The organism is Bacteroides caecimuris (assembly GCF_001688725.2).
Classification (GTDB): domain Bacteria; phylum Bacteroidota; class Bacteroidia; order Bacteroidales; family Bacteroidaceae; genus Bacteroides; species Bacteroides caecimuris.
Window position 1 is genome coordinate 841,591 of the sequence record NZ_CP015401.2, and the last position, 21,388, is coordinate 862,978.

At 43.7% G+C, this 21,388-nt stretch carries 20 protein-coding genes; 17 read left to right on the forward strand and 3 right to left on the reverse strand.

Features of this window, described 5'->3' with window-relative positions:
* Positions 1–325: 325 nt before the first annotated feature.
* The 15 genes from A4V03_RS03165 (at position 326) to A4V03_RS03235 (ending at position 16,412) form a co-directional block, all read left to right on the forward strand.
* The gene (locus A4V03_RS03165) at positions 326–1,057 is read left to right on the forward strand and encodes a type III pantothenate kinase (protein ID WP_084081106.1); all 732 of its coding nucleotides are present in this window, start codon (positions 326–328) and stop codon (positions 1,055–1,057) included.
* Complete coding sequence (locus tag A4V03_RS03170) at positions 1,044–2,321, forward strand: OmpP1/FadL family transporter (RefSeq protein ID WP_065537936.1); 1,278 nt, start codon at positions 1,044–1,046, stop codon at positions 2,319–2,321. Before A4V03_RS03165 ends, A4V03_RS03170 begins: the two co-directional genes overlap by 14 nt.
* A 65-nt stretch (positions 2,322–2,386) precedes the next feature.
* Entirely contained in the window at positions 2,387–3,712 is a 1,326-nt protein-coding gene (locus A4V03_RS03175; RefSeq protein ID WP_065537937.1) for a hypothetical protein, read from the forward strand.
* A 43-nt stretch (positions 3,713–3,755) separates the two neighbouring features.
* On the forward strand, positions 3,756–4,373 hold the full coding sequence (gene lptC, locus A4V03_RS03180; protein WP_065537938.1) for an LPS export ABC transporter periplasmic protein LptC: 618 nt from the start codon (positions 3,756–3,758) through the stop codon (positions 4,371–4,373).
* A gap of 53 nt (positions 4,374–4,426) precedes the next feature.
* A complete protein-coding gene (locus tag A4V03_RS03185) occupies positions 4,427–5,683 on the forward strand; it encodes a hemolysin family protein (RefSeq protein ID WP_065537939.1) in 1,257 nt (418 codons plus the stop codon).
* A 119-nt stretch (positions 5,684–5,802) separates the two neighbouring features.
* On the forward strand, positions 5,803–7,944 hold the full coding sequence (locus tag A4V03_RS03190) for a peptidylprolyl isomerase (protein WP_065537940.1): 2,142 nt from the start codon (positions 5,803–5,805) through the stop codon (positions 7,942–7,944).
* A gap of 250 nt (positions 7,945–8,194) precedes the next feature.
* Positions 8,195–9,229, forward strand: a complete 1,035-nt coding sequence (rlmN, locus tag A4V03_RS03195) for a 23S rRNA (adenine(2503)-C(2))-methyltransferase RlmN (RefSeq protein WP_065537941.1) — start codon at positions 8,195–8,197, stop codon at positions 9,227–9,229.
* A gap of 18 nt (positions 9,230–9,247) precedes the next feature.
* Positions 9,248–10,291 carry a DUF4837 family protein gene (locus A4V03_RS03200; protein WP_065537942.1) on the forward strand — a complete coding sequence of 348 codons (1,044 nt, stop codon included), beginning with the start codon at positions 9,248–9,250 and terminating at the stop codon, positions 10,289–10,291.
* A gap of 4 nt (positions 10,292–10,295) precedes the next feature.
* A complete protein-coding gene (gene pdxA, locus A4V03_RS03205) occupies positions 10,296–11,390 on the forward strand; it encodes a 4-hydroxythreonine-4-phosphate dehydrogenase PdxA (protein WP_065537943.1) in 1,095 nt (364 codons plus the stop codon).
* A gap of 9 nt (positions 11,391–11,399) precedes the next feature.
* Entirely contained in the window at positions 11,400–12,641 is a 1,242-nt protein-coding gene (locus tag A4V03_RS03210) for a sigma-54 interaction domain-containing protein (RefSeq protein ID WP_065537944.1), read from the forward strand.
* Positions 12,628–13,155 (forward strand): LPS assembly lipoprotein LptE, encoded by a 528-nt coding sequence (gene lptE / locus A4V03_RS03215; protein WP_065537945.1) that lies wholly within the window; start codon positions 12,628–12,630, stop codon positions 13,153–13,155. Before A4V03_RS03210 ends, lptE begins: the two co-directional genes overlap by 14 nt.
* Before the next feature lie 5 nt (positions 13,156–13,160).
* Entirely contained in the window at positions 13,161–13,934 is a 774-nt protein-coding gene (locus A4V03_RS03220; RefSeq protein ID WP_065537946.1) for a hypothetical protein, read from the forward strand.
* 6 nt (positions 13,935–13,940) lie between these two features.
* Entirely contained in the window at positions 13,941–14,288 is a 348-nt protein-coding gene (secG, locus tag A4V03_RS03225; protein WP_065537947.1) for a preprotein translocase subunit SecG, read from the forward strand.
* 131 nt (positions 14,289–14,419) lie between these two features.
* The gene (locus tag A4V03_RS03230; RefSeq protein ID WP_065537948.1) at positions 14,420–16,036 is read left to right on the forward strand and encodes an MFS transporter; all 1,617 of its coding nucleotides are present in this window, start codon (positions 14,420–14,422) and stop codon (positions 16,034–16,036) included.
* A 25-nt stretch (positions 16,037–16,061) separates the two neighbouring features.
* Complete coding sequence (locus tag A4V03_RS03235; protein WP_065537949.1) at positions 16,062–16,412, forward strand: PqqD family protein; 351 nt, start codon at positions 16,062–16,064, stop codon at positions 16,410–16,412.
* 14 nt (positions 16,413–16,426) lie between these two features.
* Here the strand turns inward: A4V03_RS03235 and A4V03_RS03240 are convergent, their stop codons facing one another.
* From A4V03_RS03240 to A4V03_RS03250, 3 genes are all read right to left on the reverse strand, one after another.
* Entirely contained in the window at positions 16,427–16,711 is a 285-nt protein-coding gene (locus A4V03_RS03240; protein WP_065537950.1) for a hypothetical protein, read from the reverse strand.
* 36 nt (positions 16,712–16,747) lie between these two features.
* Entirely contained in the window at positions 16,748–17,815 is a 1,068-nt protein-coding gene (locus A4V03_RS03245; protein ID WP_065537951.1) for a DUF4831 family protein, read from the reverse strand.
* 73 nt (positions 17,816–17,888) lie between these two features.
* Positions 17,889–19,400, reverse strand: a complete 1,512-nt coding sequence (locus tag A4V03_RS03250) for a bifunctional ADP-dependent NAD(P)H-hydrate dehydratase/NAD(P)H-hydrate epimerase (protein ID WP_065537952.1) — start codon at positions 19,398–19,400, stop codon at positions 17,889–17,891.
* 741 nt (positions 19,401–20,141) lie between these two features.
* Here A4V03_RS03250 and hpt point away from each other — a divergent pair.
* Both hpt and A4V03_RS03260 read left to right on the forward strand, forming a co-directional pair.
* A complete protein-coding gene (hpt, locus tag A4V03_RS03255; protein ID WP_024986256.1) occupies positions 20,142–20,678 on the forward strand; it encodes a hypoxanthine phosphoribosyltransferase in 537 nt (178 codons plus the stop codon).
* Between the two features lie 59 nt (positions 20,679–20,737).
* The gene (locus A4V03_RS03260) at positions 20,738–21,307 is read left to right on the forward strand and encodes an adenylate kinase (protein WP_065537953.1); all 570 of its coding nucleotides are present in this window, start codon (positions 20,738–20,740) and stop codon (positions 21,305–21,307) included.
* Positions 21,308–21,388: the final 81 nt, after the last annotated feature.

Sequence of the window (21,388 nt, forward strand, 5' to 3'; positions counted from 1 at the left end):
TTAATAAATGAAATATACGCTATACACGCGCGCGCAAACAGAAAAGAACAGAAAAGAATCTATCGTCGTCGATAAGATAAAGTCGGATTTGTGAGGCCGGACCAGCGTGTTCTCAAGGCGGCACTTGACCGCTCTTCAAGCGTGGGCTGAAAGAAGCTCACCCCAGGGACCATTTACGTTTATCCTATAGCTGACAGTGGTTTATCCCCGGGCTTGAATGACACCCTTTGTGAGGGAGATGAGAAAAATAAGATAATTCCTGCTATATGTGCTTCCATTTTACTTTTTTTACCTTACCTTTGCGCTCGCTAAAGACGAAAATGCATTGAATTTAATTATCGACATAGGAAATACAATGGCAAAGGTTGCTCTCTTCAACGTTGGAGAGATGGTGGAGGTGTTGACCGAATCCAATCAGTCGCTGGGTTGCCTGAAAGCTCTTTGTTCCAAATATCCGATTGAACAGGGGATTGTGGCTACTGTCATTGATTTAAACGAAAAGGTTTTAGCTGATTTGGCTGCTTTGCCGTTTCCTTTGCTGTGGCTCAATCATCAGACTCCGCTTCCGGTTGTCAACCTGTACGAAACTCCCGAAACATTGGGATATGATCGTATGGCTGCCGTAGTGGGTGCTAATGAGCAGTTTCCTCACCGGGATATATTGGTGGTTGATGCGGGAACTTGTATTACTTACGAGTTTATTGACTCAAAAGGCCAGTATCATGGTGGTAATATTTCTCCCGGTATGCAGATGCGTTTTAAAGCACTTCATCAGTTTACAGGACGTTTGCCTTTGGTTGGCACCGACGGGCGCAAGCTCCCGATGGGACGGGACACCGAAACGGCTATACGCGCCGGGGTGATGAAAGGGATGGAATACGAAATTTCAGGTTATATTGAGTCTATGAAGCATAAATATCCTGAACTTTTGGTTTTTTTAACGGGCGGAGATGAATTTTCTTTTGATAGCAGCGTAAAAAGTATCATCTTTGCAGATAGATTTTTAGTGTTGAAAGGATTAAATAGAATTTTAAACTATAATAATGGTAGGATTTAAACACACACTTTGTGCGCTTTTGCTCATGATGGTTACTGGAATGGCAATCGCTCAAAATAATACAAACTCTCCTTATACACGATATGGCTATGGCGACTTGTCCGATCAGAGTTTCGGTAATAGCAAGGCGATGGGGGGGATTGCTTTTGGACTTCGGGATGGAGCACAGATCAATCCGCTGAATCCTGCTTCGTATACAGCCATTGACTCGTTGACGTTTATTTTTGAAGGAGGAGTTAGTCTGCAAAATATGAATGTTAGTGGCGGCGGTGTGAAACTGAACGCTAAAAACTCTAGCTTCGACTATCTGGCTATGCAATTTCGTTTGCATCCGAGAGTGGCGATGGGTATCGGGTTGTTGCCGTTCTCTAATATAGGATACAACGTGTCGGAAAGCAATGAATCTACAAGTGTTTCTCCGTATAGTACGAAAAGCCTTGTTGGTGAAGGCGGTTTGCATCAGTTGTACGTTGGTGCCGGAGTGAAAATCCTGAAAAACCTGTCTGTGGGTGTGAACGCTTCTTATTTTTGGGGAGACATGACCCGCTCTTTAACAATGCTTTATCCGAGCACAGCTTCTGCTAATTCGTATATAAGCCAAACTTCCGTATCGGTTTCAGACTATAAGTTGGATTTTGGAGCGCAATACACACAAGAGTTGAATAAAAAACATTCAGTGACAATCGGAGCGGTTTTTTCTCCGAAACATAAACTGAATAATGATTATACTGTAACGACACAGGTTAGTTCGACTAACAGCAACAATTTGGATGCCACACTGGAGCTTCCGAATGTGTTTGGAGCCGGATTCACATATAACTATGACAAACGCTTGACTATCGGTGCAGATTATAGTTTGCAGCAGTGGTCGAAAGCTGAGTTTGGCGTAAATACATCGGATGATGCTATGCGTGATGATTTCAATGAAACATACGCGTATTGTGACCGTCATAAAATATCAGTGGGTGCGGAATATATTCCCAATTTGATCGGGCGTTCCTATTTATCCCATATAAAATATCGTTTGGGAGCTTATTATACGACTCCGTATTATAAGATCGACGGTAAAAAGGCTACTCGCGAATATGGCGTAACTGCCGGCTTCGGTCTGCCTGTGCCTCGTTCCCGTTCCATTCTGAGCGTCAGCGGACAGTTTGTTCGTATCAGTGGACAGGAATCGACTTTTGTAAACGAAAATATCTTCCGCGTTAGCATCGGATTGACGTTCAACGAACGTTGGTTCTTCAAGCGCAGAGTAGAGTAATGGAGATGAATGTTAAAAGAGAAAGAATAGACGGATATAATAATAACAACTAAAATTTAGATACAATGAAAATTAAAACGCTTGTGGCTATGTTGTTCCTTTCGGCTGGGGCAACCACTGTGGTAGCACAGGATGCGACTAACTGTAACTCGAACAGTAGTATCTCGCATGAAGCTGTGCGTGCAGGTAATTTTAAAGATGCGTATACTCCTTGGAAAGCTGTGTTGGAAAACTGCCCGACGCTTCGTTTCTATACTTTTACTGACGGATATAAAATTCTGAAAGGCTTGATGGGACAAATCAAGGATCGGAATAATCCGGAATATCAGAAATATTTTGATGAGTTGATGAATACGCATGACTTGCGTATCAAATATACAGATGAGTTCTTGGCTAAAGGCACAAAAGTGTCTTCTGCTGACGAAGCTCTGGGTATCAAAGCGGTAGATTACATCGCTTTCGCTCCGAAAATTGATGTTAATCAGGCTTATCAATGGTTGAGCCAGTCGGTAAATGCAGTAAAAGCAGAATCTGCTGCTGCTACTATCTTCTATTTCCTGCAAATGTCTTTGGATAAACTGAAAACAGATCCTGCCCATAAAGAACAATTCATTCAGGATTATTTGGCTGCTTCTGAATATGCTGATGCTGCTATTGCCACTGAAACGAACGAAGCAAAGAAGAAAAACTTGCTAGGTATCAAAGATAATCTGGTTGCTTTGTTTGTAAATAGCGGAACAGCTGATTGTGAATCGCTGCAAAACATCTATGGACCGAAGGTAGAAGCTAACCAGACTGACTTGGCTTACCTGAAAAAAGTAATCGACATCATGAAAATGATGAAATGTACTGAAAGCGATGCTTACCAACAGGCTGCTTTCTACGTTTACAAGATAGAACCTAGTGCGGAAGCTGCTACAGGATGTGCTTATCAGGCATTCAAGAAAGGTGATATCGACAGCGCAGTGAAATTCTTCGACGAAGCAGTGAACCTCGAAACTGACAATTTGAAGAAGGCTGAAAAAGCATACGCTGCTGCGGCAGTATTGGCTTCTGCCAAAAAACTGTCTCAAGCAAGAGCGTATTGCCAAAAAGCTATTAGCCTTAACGAAAACTACGGTGCTCCATACATCCTGATTGCCAATCTTTATGCAATGAGCCCTAACTGGAGCGACGAATCTGCTTTGAACAAATGTACTTATTTTGCAGTGATCGACAAACTGCAACGTGCAAAACAAGTAGATCCGAGCGTAGCTGAAGAAGCTAACAAATTGATCGGTAGATATTCTGGCCATACTCCGCAAGCTAAAGACCTGTTTATGTTAGGTTACAAGCAAGGCGACCGCATCACTGTCGGCGGTTGGATAGGAGAGACTACAACGATTAGATAACCGTATGTTGCGAAAACGAAGAAACCGTTTATTGCATAAAAGCATGAGCATAACAATCACCTTCGGGGTGGTTGTTATGCTTCTTTTATTATCTTCCTGTGGCGGCAAGCAGAAAGCTATGGGAGAGGCTATCACAGAACGTGATTCTCTTCCGATGATGACCACATTAGGAGTCACTACCCTTATTTCCGATTCCGGAGTGACACGTTATAGGGTGAATACGGAAGAGTGGATGATGTACGACCGTAAAAAGCCTTCGTATTGGGCGTTTGAAAAAGGTGTGTACATGGAACAGTTCGACTCTATCTTTAATATAGAAGCCAGTATTAAAGCAGATACTGCCTATTATTATGACAAAGAAAGGCTTTGGAAGCTGATAGGGAATGTGGATATACAGAACCGCAAAGGAGAGCGTTTTAATACAGAACTGCTCTATTGGAATGAGGCCACTCAAAAAGTGTATTCCGACAAGTTTATACGTATCCAGCAACCGGACAAAATTATCACAGGACACGGCTTCGACTCGAACCAGCAAATGACCATATATACCATTCATAATATTGAAGGTATTTTCTATGTAGACGAGGAAGTGGGTGGCGGTCCGCCCCAACCGGAAACCAAAGCACTGCCGGATTCAGCGAATAAAGATGCTGCGAAATAGGCGAAACCATATCAATCGCACCTAGCAAATCGTCTGATCGTAAATCAAAACTTATGAATATTTATATCTCTCTAATTATCACTATGATATTCTCCGCCTTCTTTTCAGGGATGGAGATCGCCTTTGTGTCGGTAGACAAACTGCGTTTTGAGATGGAACGTAAGGGGGGAATTACGTCCCGTATCCTTTCTGTCTTTTTTAAGAATCCCAATGAATTTATCTCTACTATGCTAGTGGGGAATAATATCGCATTGGTAATCTATGGTATCCTGATGGCACAGATTATCGGCGACAATCTACTGGCAGGATTCATCGACAACCATTTCTTGATGGTATTGGCTCAAACCGTTATTTCTACCTTGATTATCCTGGTGACTGGAGAGTTCTTACCGAAAACAATCTTCAAAATCAATCCCAATCTGGTTTTGAATATTTTTGCTATTCCGCTTATTGTTTGTTATGTCGTTCTCTATCCTGTTTCCAAACTGTCTTCCGGTTTATCTTACCTATTCCTCCGTATTTTTGGAATGAAGGTCAACAAGGATGCGTCCGACAGAGCGTTTGGAAAAGTCGACTTGGATTACTTCGTACAAAGCAGTATTGATAATGCCGAAAATGAAGAAGAACTGGATACGGAAGTGAAAATCTTCCAGAACGCCCTCGACTTCTCGAACATCAAAATCCGCGACTGCATCGTTCCGCGTACCGAAGTGGTGGCTGTCGATCTGACCACCTCGCTGGACGAGCTGAAAAGCCGCTTCATAGAATCCGGAATCTCCAAGATAATCGTGTATGACGGGAATATCGACAACGTAGTCGGTTATATCCATTCGTCGGAAATGTTCCGTGCTCCGAAAAACTGGCATGAGAATGTGAAACAAGTGCCGATTGTGCCCGAAACCATGTCTGCCCATAAACTGATGAAACTTTTCATGCAGCAAAAGAAAACGATTGCCGTTGTGGTGGATGAATTTGGCGGTACGTCCGGCATCGTATCCTTGGAAGACCTCGTTGAAGAAATCTTTGGAGATATAGAAGACGAACACGATAATACTTCCTATATCAGCAAGCAGATCGACGAACGCGAGTATGTATTGTCCGCCCGCCTGGAAATAGAAAAAGTCAATGAAACGTACGGGCTCGACTTGCCCGAGTCGGATGATTATCTGACAGTAGGAGGGTTGATCCTGAACCAATATCAGAGCTTCCCGAAGTTGCATGAAGTGGTCCGGGTAGGACGTTATCAATTCAAGATAATTAAGGTCACAGCGACAAAAATAGAACTCGTGCGATTAAAAGTCTTGGAATAATGACGATAATCAAGAAATTTTTAGCCAATAAATAGATGCATATTAGCATTTTTTGTATCTTCGTGCGCTAAAATGACAAAAGAAAGAAATAATAATAAACATAAATCGTATTAATCAAAATGGCAACGTTACAAAACATTAGGTCGAAAGGACCTCTATTGGTGATTGTTATCGGCTTGGCGCTGTTTGCTTTCATTGCGGGTGACGCATGGAAGGTGATGCAGCCGCATCAGGCACATGACGTAGGTGAGGTGAACGGAGACGCTCTTTCCGCTCAAGAGTATCAGAATTTGGTAGAAGAATATACCGAAGTGGTGAAACTCATGCGTGGGGTGACCGCTTTGAATGACGAACAAACCAATCAGGTGCGCGATGAAGTATGGCGTTCCTACGTAAACAATAAACTGATCGAAAAAGAAGCAAAAGCACTGGGACTGACTGTTTCTGCTGCTGAAATCCAGGACATCCTGAAAGCAGGTGTTCATCCTTTGTTGAGACAAACTCCTTTCCAGAATCCGCAAACAGGAAACTTCGACAAGGATATGTTGAACAAGTTTCTCGTGGAATATGCCAAGATGAGCGAAGCACAAATGCCGGCACAGTATGCTGAACAATACAATAACATGTATAAATACTGGTCTTTCATTCAGAAAACACTGATCGAGAGCCGTTTGGCAGAAAAGTATCAGGCATTGGTATCTAAAGCTCTTCTTTCCAATCCGGTGGAAGCACAGGACGCTTTCGATGCAAGAGTGAACCAATACAACGTGTTGATGGCTGGTATTCCTTACTCTTCTGTAGTGGATTCTACAATCGTAGTGAAAGAATCGGAACTGAAAGACTTGTATAACAAGAAGAAAGAACAATTCAAGCAGTATCAGGAAACTCGTGACATCAAGTACATTGATGTACAAGTGACTGCAAGTGCTGAAGACAGAGCTGCTATCCAGAAAGAAGTGGACGAAGCAACTGCACAGTTGGCTACTACAACGGAAGATTATACTTCTTTCATCCGCTCGACTGGCTCGGACGCTCCTTATGTAGATTTGTTCTATAACAAAACAGCTTTCCCGTCAGATGTAGTTGCCCGTTTGGACTCTGCTTCTGTAGGTACTATTTATGGTCCTTACTATAATGGTACCGACAATACAATCAACTCTTTCAAAATTGTAGCTAAAGCTGCTGCTGCCGACTCTGTTGAATTCCGTCAGATTCAGGTATACGCAGAAGATGCTGTGAAGACAAAGACATTGGCTGACAGTATCTACAACGCTATCAAGAGTGGTGCTAACTTTGCTGATCTGGCAAAGAAATATGGTCAGACCGGTGATGCAAACTGGCTAACTTCTGCACAGTATGAAGGTGCGCAGATAGACGGTGATAACCTGAAATTCATCTCTACTATCAACAATGCAGGTGTAAACGAACTGGTGAACTTGCCGATGGGACAAGCAAACATAATTCTTCAGGTAACAAACAAGAAATCTGTAAAAGACAAATATAAAATAGCTGTCATCAAGCGTGAAGTAGAGTTCAGCAAAGAAACTTACAACCGTGCTTATAATGATTTCAGCCAGTTTATCGCAGCTAATCCTACTGTAGAGAAGATGGTAGCTAACGCTGAAGAAGCCGGTTACAGATTGCTCGACAGAATGGATTTGAGCAGCTCTGAACACAATATCGGTGGTGTAAGAGGTACAAAAGAAGCCTTGAGATGGGCGTTTGATAAAGCTAAACCGGGTGATGTTTCCGGCTTGTACGAATGTGGCGAAAGCGATCACATGATGGTAGTAGGTCTGGTAGGCATTAAGCCGGAAGGATATCGTCCGTTGAAAGCAGTACAAGATTTGTTGAGAGCTGAAATCGTAAAAGAGAAGAAAGCTGAAAAGATTATGGCTGACATGAAAGCTGCCAATGCAACTTCATTCAACCAATACAAAGAGATGACTAATGCAGTCAGCGACTCTTTGAAGATGGTTACTTTTGCAGCTCCTGCATACGTATCAGCATTGCGCAGCAGCGAACCGCTGGTAGGTGCTTATGCTTCTGCAGTTGAAGTGAACCAGTTGAGCGCTCCTATCAAAGGTAATGCCGGAGTATTTGTATTGCAGGTATACGGTAAGGACAAGCAGAACGAAACATTCGACGCAAAAGCAGAAGAAGCTACGCTGACTAACATGCACGCACGCTTTGCCAGCCGTTTGATGAACGATTTGTATCTGAAAGCAAACGTAAAGGATACACGCTTCTTGTTCTTCTAAGAAATAGTTCACCACAGATTATCTGGATTGCCACAGAAATATCTTGAAGGTGGCAGGTAATAATAACGTGGTGCATCATATAGACGCGAATCGCTCGGATTTTTGATGAATAAATCCGGATGATTCGCGTCTTCCGCATTTAAAAACTTCTCTATTAATCGTCTTAATCTGTGAAAATCTGTGTTAATCTGTGGTGAAACCAACTTTATTTCCTTACATTTGCAGATATAAACTATCAACAGAAAGAAGAATGTCTAAATATCCCCTTTTAGGAATGACTCTTGTAGAGCTTCAATCATTGACAAAAAGACTGGGTATGCCCGGCTTTGCTGCCAAGCAGATTGCATCCTGGCTTTACGAAAAGAAGGTAACTTCGATCGATGATATGACTAATTTGTCATTGAAACACCGGGAGTTGCTCAAGCAGAACTATGAGGTAGGAGCGGAAGCCCCGGTAGATGAAATGCGCTCTGTAGATGGTACGGTGAAGTATCTTTATAAAGTAGGTGAGAACCATTTTGTAGAATCGGTTTATATACCGGATGATGACCGGGCAACGTTGTGCGTGTCGTCACAAGTAGGTTGTAAGATGAACTGTAAGTTCTGTATGACCGGCAAACAGGGGTATACCGCTAACCTGACCGCCAGCCAGATTATGAACCAGATTCATTCGTTGCCGGAACGGGACAAACTGACCAATGTCGTAATGATGGGAATGGGTGAGCCGCTCGATAACCTGGATGAGGTATTGAAAGCATTGGAACTACTGACCGCTACCTACGGTTACGCATGGAGCCCGAAGCGTATCACGCTTTCTACTGTCGGGCTACGGAAAGGATTGCAGCGTTTTATCGAAGAAAATGACTGCCACCTTGCCATCAGCCTTCACTCTCCGCTGACCGTTCAGCGTGCTGAATTAATGCCGGCGGAAAAGGCGTTTTCAATCACCGAAATGGTGGAACTGTTAAAAAACTATGATTTTAGTAAACAACGTCGACTTTCGTTTGAATATATTGTTTTTAAAGGGCTCAATGATTCGCAGGTCTATGCCAAAGAGTTGCTGAAACTTCTTCGCGGGCTGGATTGCAGGGTGAATCTGATTCGTTTTCATGCCATTCCCGGGGTAGACCTCGAGGGGGCGGATATGGATACGATGACCCGTTTTCGTGATTATCTGACATCACACGGAATTTTCACCACTATCCGTTCATCCAGGGGCGAAGATATTTTTGCCGCTTGCGGTATGCTGTCGACAGCGAAACAAGAGAAAAATAATGAAAGTTAATATATAAAACCGAACATCATGAAAAAGTACTCTTTTATTTTATGCATCGCTTTGGTAGCCTTTGTCGTTGCATCTTGTGGTCTGAAAGGAAATCACACCTCTAGTGGTCGTGCTTATGAGCTTTTGGTTGTAGTAGATCACGGTGTTTGGGATCGTGCTGCCGGAAGGGCTTTACATGATGCGCTCGATGCTGATATGCCCGGTTTGCCGCAGTCGGAACCTTCTTTCCGGATTATGTATACTTCGCCGAAAGATTATGATTCTACACTGAAGTTGATACGTAACATTATTATTGTAGATATACAGGATATATATACGAAAGCCTCGTTCAAATATGCGAAGGACGTGTATGCCAATCCGCAGATGATATTGACTATCCAGGCTCCGAACGAAGAAGAGTTTGAGAAGTTTGTGGAAGAAAACAAAAAGGTGATTGTCGACTTCTTTACCCGTGCGGAAATGAACCGTCAGATTATGCTTCTTGAAGGGAAACACAGTAATTTCGTTTCGCAGAAAGTGGACAGTTTGTTCGGATGCGACATTTGGGTGGATGCCGAACTGGTCAGTTCAAAGACCAGGGATGATTTCTTCTGGGCTTCTACCAACACGGGTAGTGCCGACCGTAACTTTGTGATGTACTCTTATCCCTATACTGACAAGGATACGTTTACCAAAGAATATTTTGTGCACAAACGTGACTCCGTGATGAAAGCCAATATCCCCGGATTCAAGGAGGGCGTTTATATGTCGACCGATAGTTTGCTGACCGATGTCCGTCCGATCAATGTAAAGAACAGCTACACAATGGAAGCACGTGGCCTGTGGCGTATGAAGGGTGACTTTATGGGTGGTCCGTATGTATCTCATACTCGTCTGGACGAGAAAAACCAACGAATTATTACAGCAGAAATATTTGTTTATTCACCTGATAAAATGAAACGCAACCTGGTACGCCAGATGGAAGCATCTCTGTATACACTGAAACTTCCGAATGAAATTCAGCAGAGTCAGATTCCATTGGGAGGAGAAGTATCTAAGGAAGCGGAACAAACTAATAAATAAAAACATGGAAGATAACAAGATAAGGATAGGTATCACCCAGGGAGATATTAACGGGGTGGGCTATGAGGTGATTCTTAAGACATTTTCTGACCCTATGATGTTGGAACTATGTACTCCGATCATTTACGGCTCACCGAAAGTAGCGGCTTATCATCGCAAAGCGTTGGATATACAGACCAATTTCAGCATTATCAACTCTGCTACCGAAGCGGTATGCAACCGTTTGAGCGTGGTGAACTGCACGGATGATGAGGTGAAAGTGGAATTTTCCAAACTTGACCCCGAAGCCGGTAAAGCTGCGCTGGGGGCTTTGGAACGTGCCATCGAAGAATATCGCGAAGGGTTGATAGACGTTATCGTAACAGCTCCGATCAACAAACATACCATTCAGTCGGAAGAGTTTTCATTCCCCGGACATACGGAATATATCGAAGAACGTCTGGGCAATGGTGGTAAGTCATTGATGATTTTGATGAAGAATGACTTCCGGGTGGCTTTGGTGACGACACATATCCCTGTCAGAGAGATCGCGACTACGATTACCAAAGAATTGATTCAGGAGAAACTGATGATATTCCATCGTTGTCTGAAACAGGATTTCGGTATCGGTGCTCCGCGTATTGCGGTGCTCTCTCTCAATCCTCATGCCGGAGACGGTGGTTTGTTGGGAATGGAAGAGCAGGAGGTGATTATCCCTGCCATGAAAGAAATGGAAGAGAAAGGAATCCTTTGCTACGGTCCTTATGCTGCCGACGGCTTTATGGGTTCAGGCAATTATACTCATTTTGACGGTATCCTGGCGATGTATCACGATCAGGGGTTGGCTCCGTTCAAGGCCTTGGCTATGGAAGACGGGGTGAACTATACGGCAGGACTGCCGGTGGTACGTACTTCTCCGGCTCATGGAACGGCATACGATATTGCAGGCAAGGGAGTGGCTTGTGAAGATTCTTTCCGTCAGGCAATCTATGTTGCCATCGACGTGTTCCGTAATCGTCAGCGTGAAAAAGTGGCTCGTGCCAATCCGTTGCGTAAACAGTATTACGAGAAACGTGACGATAGTGATAAACTGAAGCTGGATACAGTAGACGAAGATTAAAAACGAGTGATGATGAAAGCAGAGATACAACAAGTGAAACAGCGTTTCGGTATTATTGGAAATACTGAAGCATTGTTGCGCGCTATAGATGTTGCCATTCAGGTAGCTCCTACCGATTTGTCTGTGCTGATTACCGGAGAAAGTGGAGTTGGAAAAGAAAGTTTTCCGCAGATTATTCATCAATATAGCCGGAGGAAGCACGGACAGTATATTGCTGTCAACTGTGGCGCTATTCCGGAGGGTACGATTGATTCCGAACTGTTCGGACATGAGAAAGGTGCGTTTACCGGTGCGATTGGCGAACGGAAAGGGTACTTTGGCGAAGCCGATGGTGGTACTATTTTTCTTGATGAAGTAGGGGAGTTGCCGATGTCTACCCAGGCACGTTTGCTTCGTGTACTGGAGAGTGGCGAGTTTATGAAAGTAGGTTCGTCCAAAGTACAAAAAACGGATGTGCGTGTAGTGGCAGCTACCAATGTCAATCTGACACAAGCGATTGCAGACGGACGTTTCCGTGAAGATTTATATTACCGGTTGAATACGGTGCCTATCCAGATACCACCTTTGCGTGAACGTGGTGACGATGTACTCCTGTTGTTCCGTAAGTTTTCCGCAGACTTTGCGGAGAAATACCGGATGCCTGCTATTCAGTTGACGGAGGATGCGAAGAAAGAGTTATTGGCTTACTCGTGGCCCGGAAACGTTCGTCAGTTGAAGAACATCACCGAACAAATATCTATCATTGAAACCAACAGGGAGATCTCTGCTGCTATCTTGCAGAATTATCTTCCTGTACAAAATACGCAACGTCTTCCCGCGCTGATGGGAACGCGTGAAAGTAAAGGCTTTGAGAGCGAACGGGAGATTCTTTATTCTGTTTTGTTCGATATGCGTCAGGAAGTGGCGGAGCTGAAGAAGATGGTGCACAACCTGATGGCGGAACGTGCCGGACAGGTAGGGCAGGTAGGACAAATGGGAACGGTGGTTACTACTCCGGTAGTGACGGCGCATCAACCTTCGGTACCTGCTATCATTCACACCATGCAGCCTACGGTTTGCAAGGATGATGATGACATACAAGACACGGAAGAATATGTAGAAGAATCTCCGTTGTCACTGGACGAAGTGGAGAAAGAAATGATACGCAAAGCACTTGAGAGGCATCATGGAAAGCGGAAGAGTGCTGCCAAGGACTTGAATATTTCCGAGCGTACACTTTATAGAAAAATAAAAGAATATGGATTGGATTAAGAAAATAATACGCCCTTTGTTACTGTTCGGCTTGCCGTTGGTAGTCATTGCGTGCACTGTTTCCTATAAGTTTAACGGATCGTCTATCAATTACGATAAGGTAAAGACCATTTCGATAGCCGACTTCCCGATCAAGTCGGAGTATGTGTATGCTCCGTTGGCAACCAAGTTCAATGAGGACCTGAAAGATATTTTCATCCGGCAGACCCGTCTGCAACTGCTCAAGCCGAATCAGAATGCCGACTTGCAGATTGACGGAGAAATCACGGGTTACAATCAGTACAACCAGGCAGTATCTGCCGATGGTTACTCTTCGGAGACGAAGTTGACTATCACCGTTAATGTACGTTTTGTCAACAACACCAATCATGCCGAAGACTTTGAACAACAGTTTTCTGCGTTCCGTACCTACGACTCTAGCCAGTTGCTGACTGCCGTACAGGACGGATTGATTGCTGAAATGTCTAAAGAGATCACTGACCAAATTTTTAATGCAACTGTAGCAAACTGGTAATATAAATGACTTCTGTTAACTTTCAACAATGGATTCAGCATCCCGAGACGCTGAATAGGGATACTCTGTACGAACTGCGCAATCTTCTTGCGAGGTATCCGTATTTTCAATCACTTCGTCTGCTGTATCTGAAGAACCTGTATATTCTCCATGATATTAGTTTCGGTGGAGAACTGCGGAAAGCAGTTCTTTACATTGCAGACAGACGGCAGTTGTTCCGGTTGATTGAAGGTGACCGCTATGATGTGCAGGCACGGAAAAAGGGAGTACCTCTCACGGAGGTGCTGAAAGACGAACCGTCTGTAGACCGCACATTAGCATTGATCGACGCTTTCTTGTCCACAGCCCCCGAAGAAGTGACTGCCCGGACCAGCTTCGACTATTCGATGGATTACACCTCTTATCTTTTGGAGGAGACTCCGGCTGCGGAACAGCCGGTCGAAGAAACGCCCAAACTCAAAGGCTACGAACTGATTGACGACTTTATAGAAAAGAGCGAGAGCGATTCTCCCTTCTGCAAGAAACCTTTAAGAGAAGAAATGCCATCTTCGCCAACCTCTTCGAACGAGCCAACCGAAGAAGAAACAATGAAGGAAGAAGAGGAAGATGACAGCTGTTTTACGGAAACTTTGGCAAAAATCTATGTTAAACAGCAACGATATTCAAAAGCTCTTGAAATAATTAAAAAATTAAGCTTGAAATATCCAAAAAAAAATGCTTACTTTGCAGACCAAATCAGATTTTTGGAGAAATTGATTATTAACGCTAATTCAAAATAACTAAAAATGTACTTATTATTCGTTATCTTAATGGTTATTGCAGCCTTGTTGATGTGTTTCATCGTGCTGATTCAGAACTCAAAAGGAGGCGGGCTTGCTTCTGGTTTCTCTTCATCTAACGCCATCATGGGTGTGCGCAAGACTACAGATTTTCTGGAAAAAGCAACATGGGGTTTAGCTATCTTCATGGTGGTAATGAGCATTGCTACTGCTTATGTAATTCCTAGTTCTGATGTTGCTAAAGACGCAGTGTTGGAACAGGCACAGAAAGAACAACAGACTAACCCGTATAACTTACCCGCAGGTACGGCTGCACCGCAAACAAACGCAGTTCAGCAGGATTCTGTTAACTAAGTTTTGTTACGAGTCTAAAAAAATATTGTGGTTAAATCCGTTCAAAAGAGATGTGGGTATTGCTTGCATCTCTTTTTTATTAACATAAAACAAAAAAAACTGTGAAAACAACATTAAGAGATTCGGCAGCGATGCGATGGACCGTATTGCTGTTTCTGGCGTTTGCCATGTTCTGTTCATACATATTTATGGACATACTTTCTCCCATTAAAGATTTGATGCAATCCACACGTGGTTGGGACTCTACCGCCTTCGGTACGATGCAGGGTTCGGAAACTTTCTTGAACGTATTTGTATTCTTCCTTATTTTTGCGGGAATCATTCTCGACAAGATGGGCGTGCGTTTTACGGCTGTTTTATCGGGTGTGGTGATGCTGGTCGGAGCGGTTATCAACTGGTATGCCGTGACTACCGCCTTTGCCGGAAGCGATCTGGAGACTTGGTTTAATAACAATCTCAATTATATTCCGGTGTTCGATGAACTCGGTATTTCTCCTTTCTACAGGGGGATGCCTGCATCGGCAAAACTGTCTGCTGTGGGCTTCATGATATTCGGTTGTGGAGTTGAGATGGCAGGAATAACCGTTTCACGCGGTATTGTGAAGTGGTTTAAAGGTCGCGAGATGGCGTTAGCTATGGGGTCGGAGATGGCACTGGCACGCTTGGGAGTGGCTACATGTATGATTTTCTCACCGGTGTTTGCCAAGTTAGGTGGTGTCATTGATGTATCCCGTTCGGTAGCTTTCGGAGTTGTATTGTTGATGATAGCACTAATCATGTTCATTGTTTACTTCTTTATGGACAAAAAACTGGATGCACAAACCGGTGAAGCGGAAGAGAAAGACGATCCGTTTAAGATTAGTGATTTGGGTACGATTCTTAAAAGTAGCGGTTTTTGGTTGGTGGCGTTATTGTGCGTGCTTTACTATTCAGCCATTCTCCCGTTCCAAAAGTATGCCGTTAATATGTTGCAGTGTAATCTGACGTTTACCGAAGTGTCGCCCGATTCTTTTTGGGCTACCAATACGGTGACTATTATTCAGTATTGCATCATGTTGGTGGTGGCTGCTGCTGCGTTTGCCAGCAACTTCTCGAAGAGTAAGAATTTGAAATCGGGGCTGTTGATGTTGGCGGTGGTAGCTTTGGTGGTGTTCTGTTATATGGGGTATATGCGTCAGAGTGCAGAGACGGTATTTGCCGTATTCCCTCTTTTGGCTGTTGGCATTACGCCGATTTTGGGTAACTATGTAGATCACAAAGGAAAAGCGGCGTCCATGCTGGTCATGGGATCTGTGCTGCTTATCCTCTGTCATCTTACTTTTGCATTCGTGTTGCCTGGTTTCAAAGGCAATCCGGTGGGTGGAATCATCGTTGCTTACCTCACTATCCTGGTGTTGGGAGCCAGTTTCTCGTTGGTTCCGGCTTCTTTGTGGCCGAGTGTGCCGAAATTGGTGGATGCAAAGATTATCGGTAGCGCGTATGCATTGATATTCTGGATACAGAACATCGGGTTGTGGCTTTTCCCGTTGCTTATCGGTAAGGTGCTCGACCGTACGAATCCGCAACTTGTCAGCGATTTGAAGAATGGTGTGATTACTCCCGAAGAGGCGGCTACTGCATATGACTATACGGCACCGTTGGTGATGTTGGCATGTCTTGGAGGGGCGGCACTGATTCTTGGTTTCGTGCTTAAGATAGTCGACAAGAAGAAGGGTTACGGACTGGAAGAACCCAATATAAAAGAATGATGTTATATGTAATAAAGAAAAACTGATGGCTGCTAAAGAGAAGATCAACCTGTTAGAGGTCATTCCCTGTCGCAGTGAACATATTACAGCAAAAAGGGAAGGGGAGACAATGGTGCTCTCCTTTCCTCGTTTTAAATATCCGTGGATGCAACGCTTCCTTGTGCCGAAAGGAATGTCGAAAGAACTTCATGTACAATTGGAAGAACACGGTACGGCTGTATGGGAACTGATAGATGGAAAACGCAATGTTCGTGAGATTATAGAAAAACTCGCAGACCACTTTCAAAATGAAGAGGGCTACGAGTCGCGTGTATCGGCTTATCTTTCTCAAATGCAGAAAGATGGATTTATAAAACTGGTGATACCAGTCGCATAAATAGGAATTATCATTTATTTGATAAATACAGCCCAAAGTATGACGGCAATTGCTATCAGGACCCCCATGATAATAAGCGTTCCCCAAACAAAATAATTGCTGTCTTTCTCTTTCTTTTTCTCCGAGTCGTGGATGATACGTTCCATTTCTTCGGGAGTGGTGTTGGGTAATGGATAAGGTTCGTTGGTGCGGTTTAGATGCTTCAACTTATCGTTAGCACGTTCACGACGTAGGCGGGAAGCTTCCCGTCCTTCACTAAGCCGACGTATCATGTCGAGCATATATCCTTCACCACCCATATTCTTTGTTTTTTAGAAGTTTAGTTCCTCGTTTTTCTATTTCCCTTCTTCTCTGTCCACTTTGAGCAATCCTCCCGTATTCGGATCAAAATAAACTTTGATGGTAGAATTCTTGTTGAACAAAACCGGAGCCAGATATTCTATCACACCGAATTGAGTAATAGGAAGCTCACCTTCGTAAAGTTTCTTTTTACCATCGGTCAGTGTAACCAGAGCTTGTCCGGGCACGTTGTAGGCGATTCCATCCAAATCTTTCTTCTTCTTACCGTCTTCCTGTGGTATCTTGACCGATTTCAGGTCTTTCAGACTGATATAAAACGGAGTTCCTGCCAAATCATGGTTGGCAACTACACCTAACTTCTTCGAGAAGCGGAAGGCAACTTCATTGTTGAATTCCTTGTCAGGAGTAAGGCGGACGGTGAATGTTCTCTCTTCTTTGTTGCAGGTGCCGGAGAACATTTGTGTCATGGCTTCTTCCTGTGCATTCAGGTTGTCGAGCATAATTTTAAGCTGTGCTCCGTCTGAAGGCATATTGTCAGCCTGTCCGCGCAATAAGGCATTTTTGCTTTCGCGGATGTTATAGATCTCTTTAGCCACCAGCTCGGCCATCTTAGCGGTAGAGCTGGCCATTAGAATCTCTTCGGTCAGGAATTCGCGAGGATTTGCTTTCTTTTGGAGGACTGCGGGAGCGGGAGCAGTTTTTTTGCCTGCACTGCTGTTGCTGTAAGGAACATTGATCGTTTTCACAATGCCATCCTCTGTCAGTTCCATGAGCGGTGCTACTGTCTTATCCTTCAATTTTACGAAATACGTAGTTTCGCTGTTGGGCACACCTACGGATTTCACTTTTACGCTAGCCAGTTCCCAATACTCTTCAGAGTTGGCGGAGACGTTAGTCAGTCGCAGGTAACGATCAGCATATTTGCTGAATTCTCCGGGAGTATAGTTGACTTTGTTAGCTTTTATTTCAAGTTCTATTAGGGTTTTGGGAAGACTGTAAACCACTCCATAGTCTTTTCCCTGGGTAACTCCCGTCAGTACTTCGGTTTGCGCATAGGCGGACGTTGTCATAAGTAGTCCTGCTGCTATAATCAACTTTTTCATATTCGGTTCTTTTTTAACTGGTTTTGAAAACAAAGTTAATGAAGTTATTGAAAAAAGGGGAAGTTCTTAACTTTTATTCGCTTACAAGTCGCCAGGCTGTCGGCAGACAGGTGATAATATCGCTGGCTATCAGTCCAATCATTCCTTGTTTCTTTTGAGCGACATCGCCCGCCAATCCGTGAATGTACGTGCCGATTTTAGCGGCTTCTTCGGTGGGATAACCTTGGGCGAGCAGCGCCAAGATTACTCCGGTCAGTACGTCACCGCTACCTCCGGTTGCCATTCCCGGATTTCCGGTCGGGTTGAAGAAACATTTACCTTCGGGAGTGATGATGGCGGAGTAGGCTCCTTTTAAGATAATGTGGACATGGGCGGTACGCGCCAGTTCGCAAGCCTTCATCAGACGTTCGTAAGAGTCTTGGCATTTGCCGGTCAGACGTTCCAGTTCTTTCGGATGCGGGGTGAGGATGGAACCCTTCGGCAGGTGGGTAAGGGCATGGCGGTGGTTGGCGAGGATATTAAGAGCGTCGGCATCCACTACAACAGGAGTCTGGCAATGTTCCAGTTGCTCCAACAAGGCAGCTTCCGTTTCCTCGTTTCGTCCCAGTCCCGGACCGATGCCGACTGCTTGATAGTCGTCCGTGTCGGTCGGTACGGCAAAACAGGTTTCGTTGATGTCGGTTTCTACGATTGCTTCGGGTATGGAGGTCTGCAAGATGTCGTTGTTGCACATGGGTGCATGAACAGTCAGCAACCCTACTCCCGAACGGAGGCAGGCGCGGGCAGCGAGAACAGAGGCTCCTGCCATTCCTTTTGAACCGGCAATCAATAGTGCATGGCCGAAGTTTCCTTTGTGGGCAAACTGTTTGCGTGGCTTGATGAGTGAACGGATTTCCTCTATTTCCAACATTTCGTAGTTCGTTTCCATCTCTTCAATGCCGTCTTCGCTCAATTGGATGTCCAGCACTTCCCATTCTCCGACAAATTCCGTGTTCTCTGCGAAAAGAAAGGCGAGCTTCGGCAGTTGCAGACTGAAAGTCACATCGGCACGGATAATATTAGCTTTTACGTTGAATGTATTTTCTTCTCCCATCAGTCCGGAAGGGATGTCGATGGCTACTACCATGGCAGGAGAGGAATTGATGTATTTCACTACGGCAGCGAATCCTCCGCTCAACGGTTTGTTCAGACCTGAACCGAATAATCCGTCGATTACCAGATGGTCGGGCGTCAGGGCGGGAGGTACGAATTGAGTGCTGATTTCGTGGAATTTTATTTCTTCCATCATTTCTACCAGTTCTTTATTGGTCTGGCAGTCGGGTGAAAGTTCTCCTTTCGTGTTGAAGAGAAATACTTCGATTTTATATCCTTTTTCAGCCATCATGCGGGCTACGGCGAGTGCGTCTCCGCCATTATTCCCCGGTCCGGCAAAGATAGTGACCGGCGTTTCCGTATTCCATCTGTCTGTGATGGCTTTTGTTAATGCGGTTGCTGCACGTTCCATCAGATCGATTGATGCAATAGGTTCGTTCTCAATGGTATAAGCGTCCAATTTCTTGATACTGCTGCTTGGAAATATTTTCATTGCGATGTTCTTTTAGTTTTCGGATTACAAATGTACATGATTCTTCTGACTTTTCCCGTTTGTTGTGGGAAGAAAACCATCTTTACAGGCATTTATTTCTCAGGCTTTCCTGCGAAAGATTTCTTCATTGCATTTCTCATATTCTCATAGTTTTTAGATAAATGGAAGATAATCAAATAGATATCTTATGAGAAACACTTTTCCAAAACGGTGTTTCTCATAAGTTTTCTCCTATTTTAGCTCAAAATCCACCTTATTCTCATAGTGTTTCAGGGTATTTCTCATAGTCAAATTGGATAAAATAACGGCTTCTTGCTTGAAGATGCTCCTTAGTTCCGATTGTCCCATATATTGTGGGAAAGTATTCCCGCGTATTAAGAGAAAACTTTCCCACAAAATGAGGGAATATTTTCCCAAGCACTAGGGAATACTTTCCCAAGTAGTAGGGAATCTTTTCCCATAATATGTGGGACTAAGCCACTGTGTATGGAAGCAAGCAAAAGGAATGCATGATTCTATTTATTCAATGCCCGCTTCCGGCACACTACACTATGAGAAATGAAAATGAAAAAACAATGTAGTGGATCATCAGGATTTATGCTGTTTGATAAGAACTTTCTTTTTTTGGGGAAGCATCTAATCTACTTTTTCTGTACCTTCTCTCAAAGAAATTACAGAAGATGATGCACGAGGTAGAATAAAAAATCGTATTTTTGCAAGGTTATTTTTAAATTACCGGTTATGGATACCATTCAGATAAAAGACAAATTGTTTACCGTTTCTATTAAGGAACAAGATATTCAGAAAGAAGTGATTCGCGTAGCGAACGAAATTAACCGCGATTTGGCAGGTAAGAATCCGCTTTTTCTTAGTGTGTTGAACGGTTCGTTCATGTTTACTGCTGATTTACTGAAGCACATCACCATCCCTTGTGAAATCTCATTTGTGAAGTTGGCGTCTTATCAGGGCATCACTTCCACCGGAGTGATTAAAGAGGTAATCGGCCTGAATGAAGACATTGCCGGACGTACCATTGTAATCGTAGAAGATATCGTAGACACAGGACTGACGATGCAGCGACTGCTCGAAACATTAGGTACACGCAATCCCGAAGCTATCCATATCGCTTCTCTGTTGGTGAAACCTGAAAAGCTCAAGGTAAACCTCAACATTGAATATGTCGCGATGGAAATCCCGAACGACTTTATCGTAGGTTACGGACTGGATTATGATGGTTTCGGACGTAATTACCCCGATATTTATACAGTAGTAGATTAATGTTAAATAGGTACCAGTTTAAATGGTAAATAGTAAATCGTTAAATTGTAAATAACAAAATGTTGAACATCGTAATTTTCGGTGCTCCGGGTTCAGGAAAAGGAACACAGAGCGAACGTATCGTAGAAAAGTATGGAATCAATCACATCTCGACAGGAGATGTATTGCGTGCTGAAATCAAGAATGGCACAGAACTGGGTAAAACAGCTAAAGGTTACATCGACCAAGGCCAATTGATTCCTGATGAATTAATGATTGATATTCTGGCAAGCGTATTCGACAGCTTCAAAGATAGCAAAGGGGTAATTTTCGACGGTTTCCCAAGAACAATTGCACAGGCAGAAGCATTAAAGAAAATGTTGGCAGAGAGAGGACAGGACGTTTCTATAATGCTTGACTTGGAAGTTCCCGAAGAAGAACTGATGGTACGTCTTATTAAACGTGGCAAGGATTCCGGTCGTGCTGATGATAACGAAGAAACAATCAAAAAACGTCTGCACGTATATCATTCGCAGACTGCTCCACTGATCGACTGGTACAAGAACGAAAAGAAATACCAACACATCAACGGCTTGGGTACTATGGAAGGTATCTTCGCTGAAATCTGCGAAGCAGTAGATAAATTGTAATAATACAATATTATAAATAAATAAGTCAGTAGCCGGAGTGTGCTAATTAACAGCTCTGACTACTGACTACTTTAACTCTTA

Excerpts from the sequence above, each read along its gene's own strand:
- A4V03_RS03210 (WP_065537944.1), top strand. The coding sequence starts at position 11,400 with ATGATGAAAGCAGAGATACAACAAGTGAAACAGCGTTTCGGTATTATT.
- A4V03_RS03170 (WP_065537936.1), top strand. The coding sequence starts at position 1,044 with ATGGTAGGATTTAAACACACACTTTGTGCGCTTTTGCTCATGATGGTT.
- A4V03_RS03245 (WP_065537951.1), bottom strand. The coding sequence starts at position 17,815 with ATGAAAAAGTTGATTATAGCAGCAGGACTACTTATGACAACGTCCGCC.
- A4V03_RS03240 (WP_065537950.1), bottom strand. The coding sequence starts at position 16,711 with ATGGGTGGTGAAGGATATATGCTCGACATGATACGTCGGCTTAGTGAA.
- lptE (WP_065537945.1), top strand. The coding sequence starts at position 12,628 with ATGGATTGGATTAAGAAAATAATACGCCCTTTGTTACTGTTCGGCTTG.
- lptC (WP_065537938.1), top strand. The coding sequence starts at position 3,756 with ATGAGCATAACAATCACCTTCGGGGTGGTTGTTATGCTTCTTTTATTA.
- A4V03_RS03220 (WP_065537946.1), top strand. The coding sequence starts at position 13,161 with ATGACTTCTGTTAACTTTCAACAATGGATTCAGCATCCCGAGACGCTG.
- A4V03_RS03175 (WP_065537937.1), top strand. The coding sequence starts at position 2,387 with ATGAAAATTAAAACGCTTGTGGCTATGTTGTTCCTTTCGGCTGGGGCA.
- A4V03_RS03185 (WP_065537939.1), top strand. The coding sequence starts at position 4,427 with ATGAATATTTATATCTCTCTAATTATCACTATGATATTCTCCGCCTTC.
- A4V03_RS03190 (WP_065537940.1), top strand. The coding sequence starts at position 5,803 with ATGGCAACGTTACAAAACATTAGGTCGAAAGGACCTCTATTGGTGATT.
- secG (WP_065537947.1), top strand. The coding sequence starts at position 13,941 with ATGTACTTATTATTCGTTATCTTAATGGTTATTGCAGCCTTGTTGATG.
- rlmN (WP_065537941.1), top strand. The coding sequence starts at position 8,195 with ATGTCTAAATATCCCCTTTTAGGAATGACTCTTGTAGAGCTTCAATCA.
- A4V03_RS03200 (WP_065537942.1), top strand. The coding sequence starts at position 9,248 with ATGAAAAAGTACTCTTTTATTTTATGCATCGCTTTGGTAGCCTTTGTC.
- A4V03_RS03250 (WP_065537952.1), bottom strand. The coding sequence starts at position 19,400 with ATGAAAATATTTCCAAGCAGCAGTATCAAGAAATTGGACGCTTATACC.
- pdxA (WP_065537943.1), top strand. The coding sequence starts at position 10,296 with ATGGAAGATAACAAGATAAGGATAGGTATCACCCAGGGAGATATTAAC.
- A4V03_RS03260 (WP_065537953.1), top strand. The coding sequence starts at position 20,738 with ATGTTGAACATCGTAATTTTCGGTGCTCCGGGTTCAGGAAAAGGAACA.
- A4V03_RS03235 (WP_065537949.1), top strand. The coding sequence starts at position 16,062 with ATGGCTGCTAAAGAGAAGATCAACCTGTTAGAGGTCATTCCCTGTCGC.
- A4V03_RS03230 (WP_065537948.1), top strand. The coding sequence starts at position 14,420 with ATGCGATGGACCGTATTGCTGTTTCTGGCGTTTGCCATGTTCTGTTCA.
- hpt (WP_024986256.1), top strand. The coding sequence starts at position 20,142 with ATGGATACCATTCAGATAAAAGACAAATTGTTTACCGTTTCTATTAAG.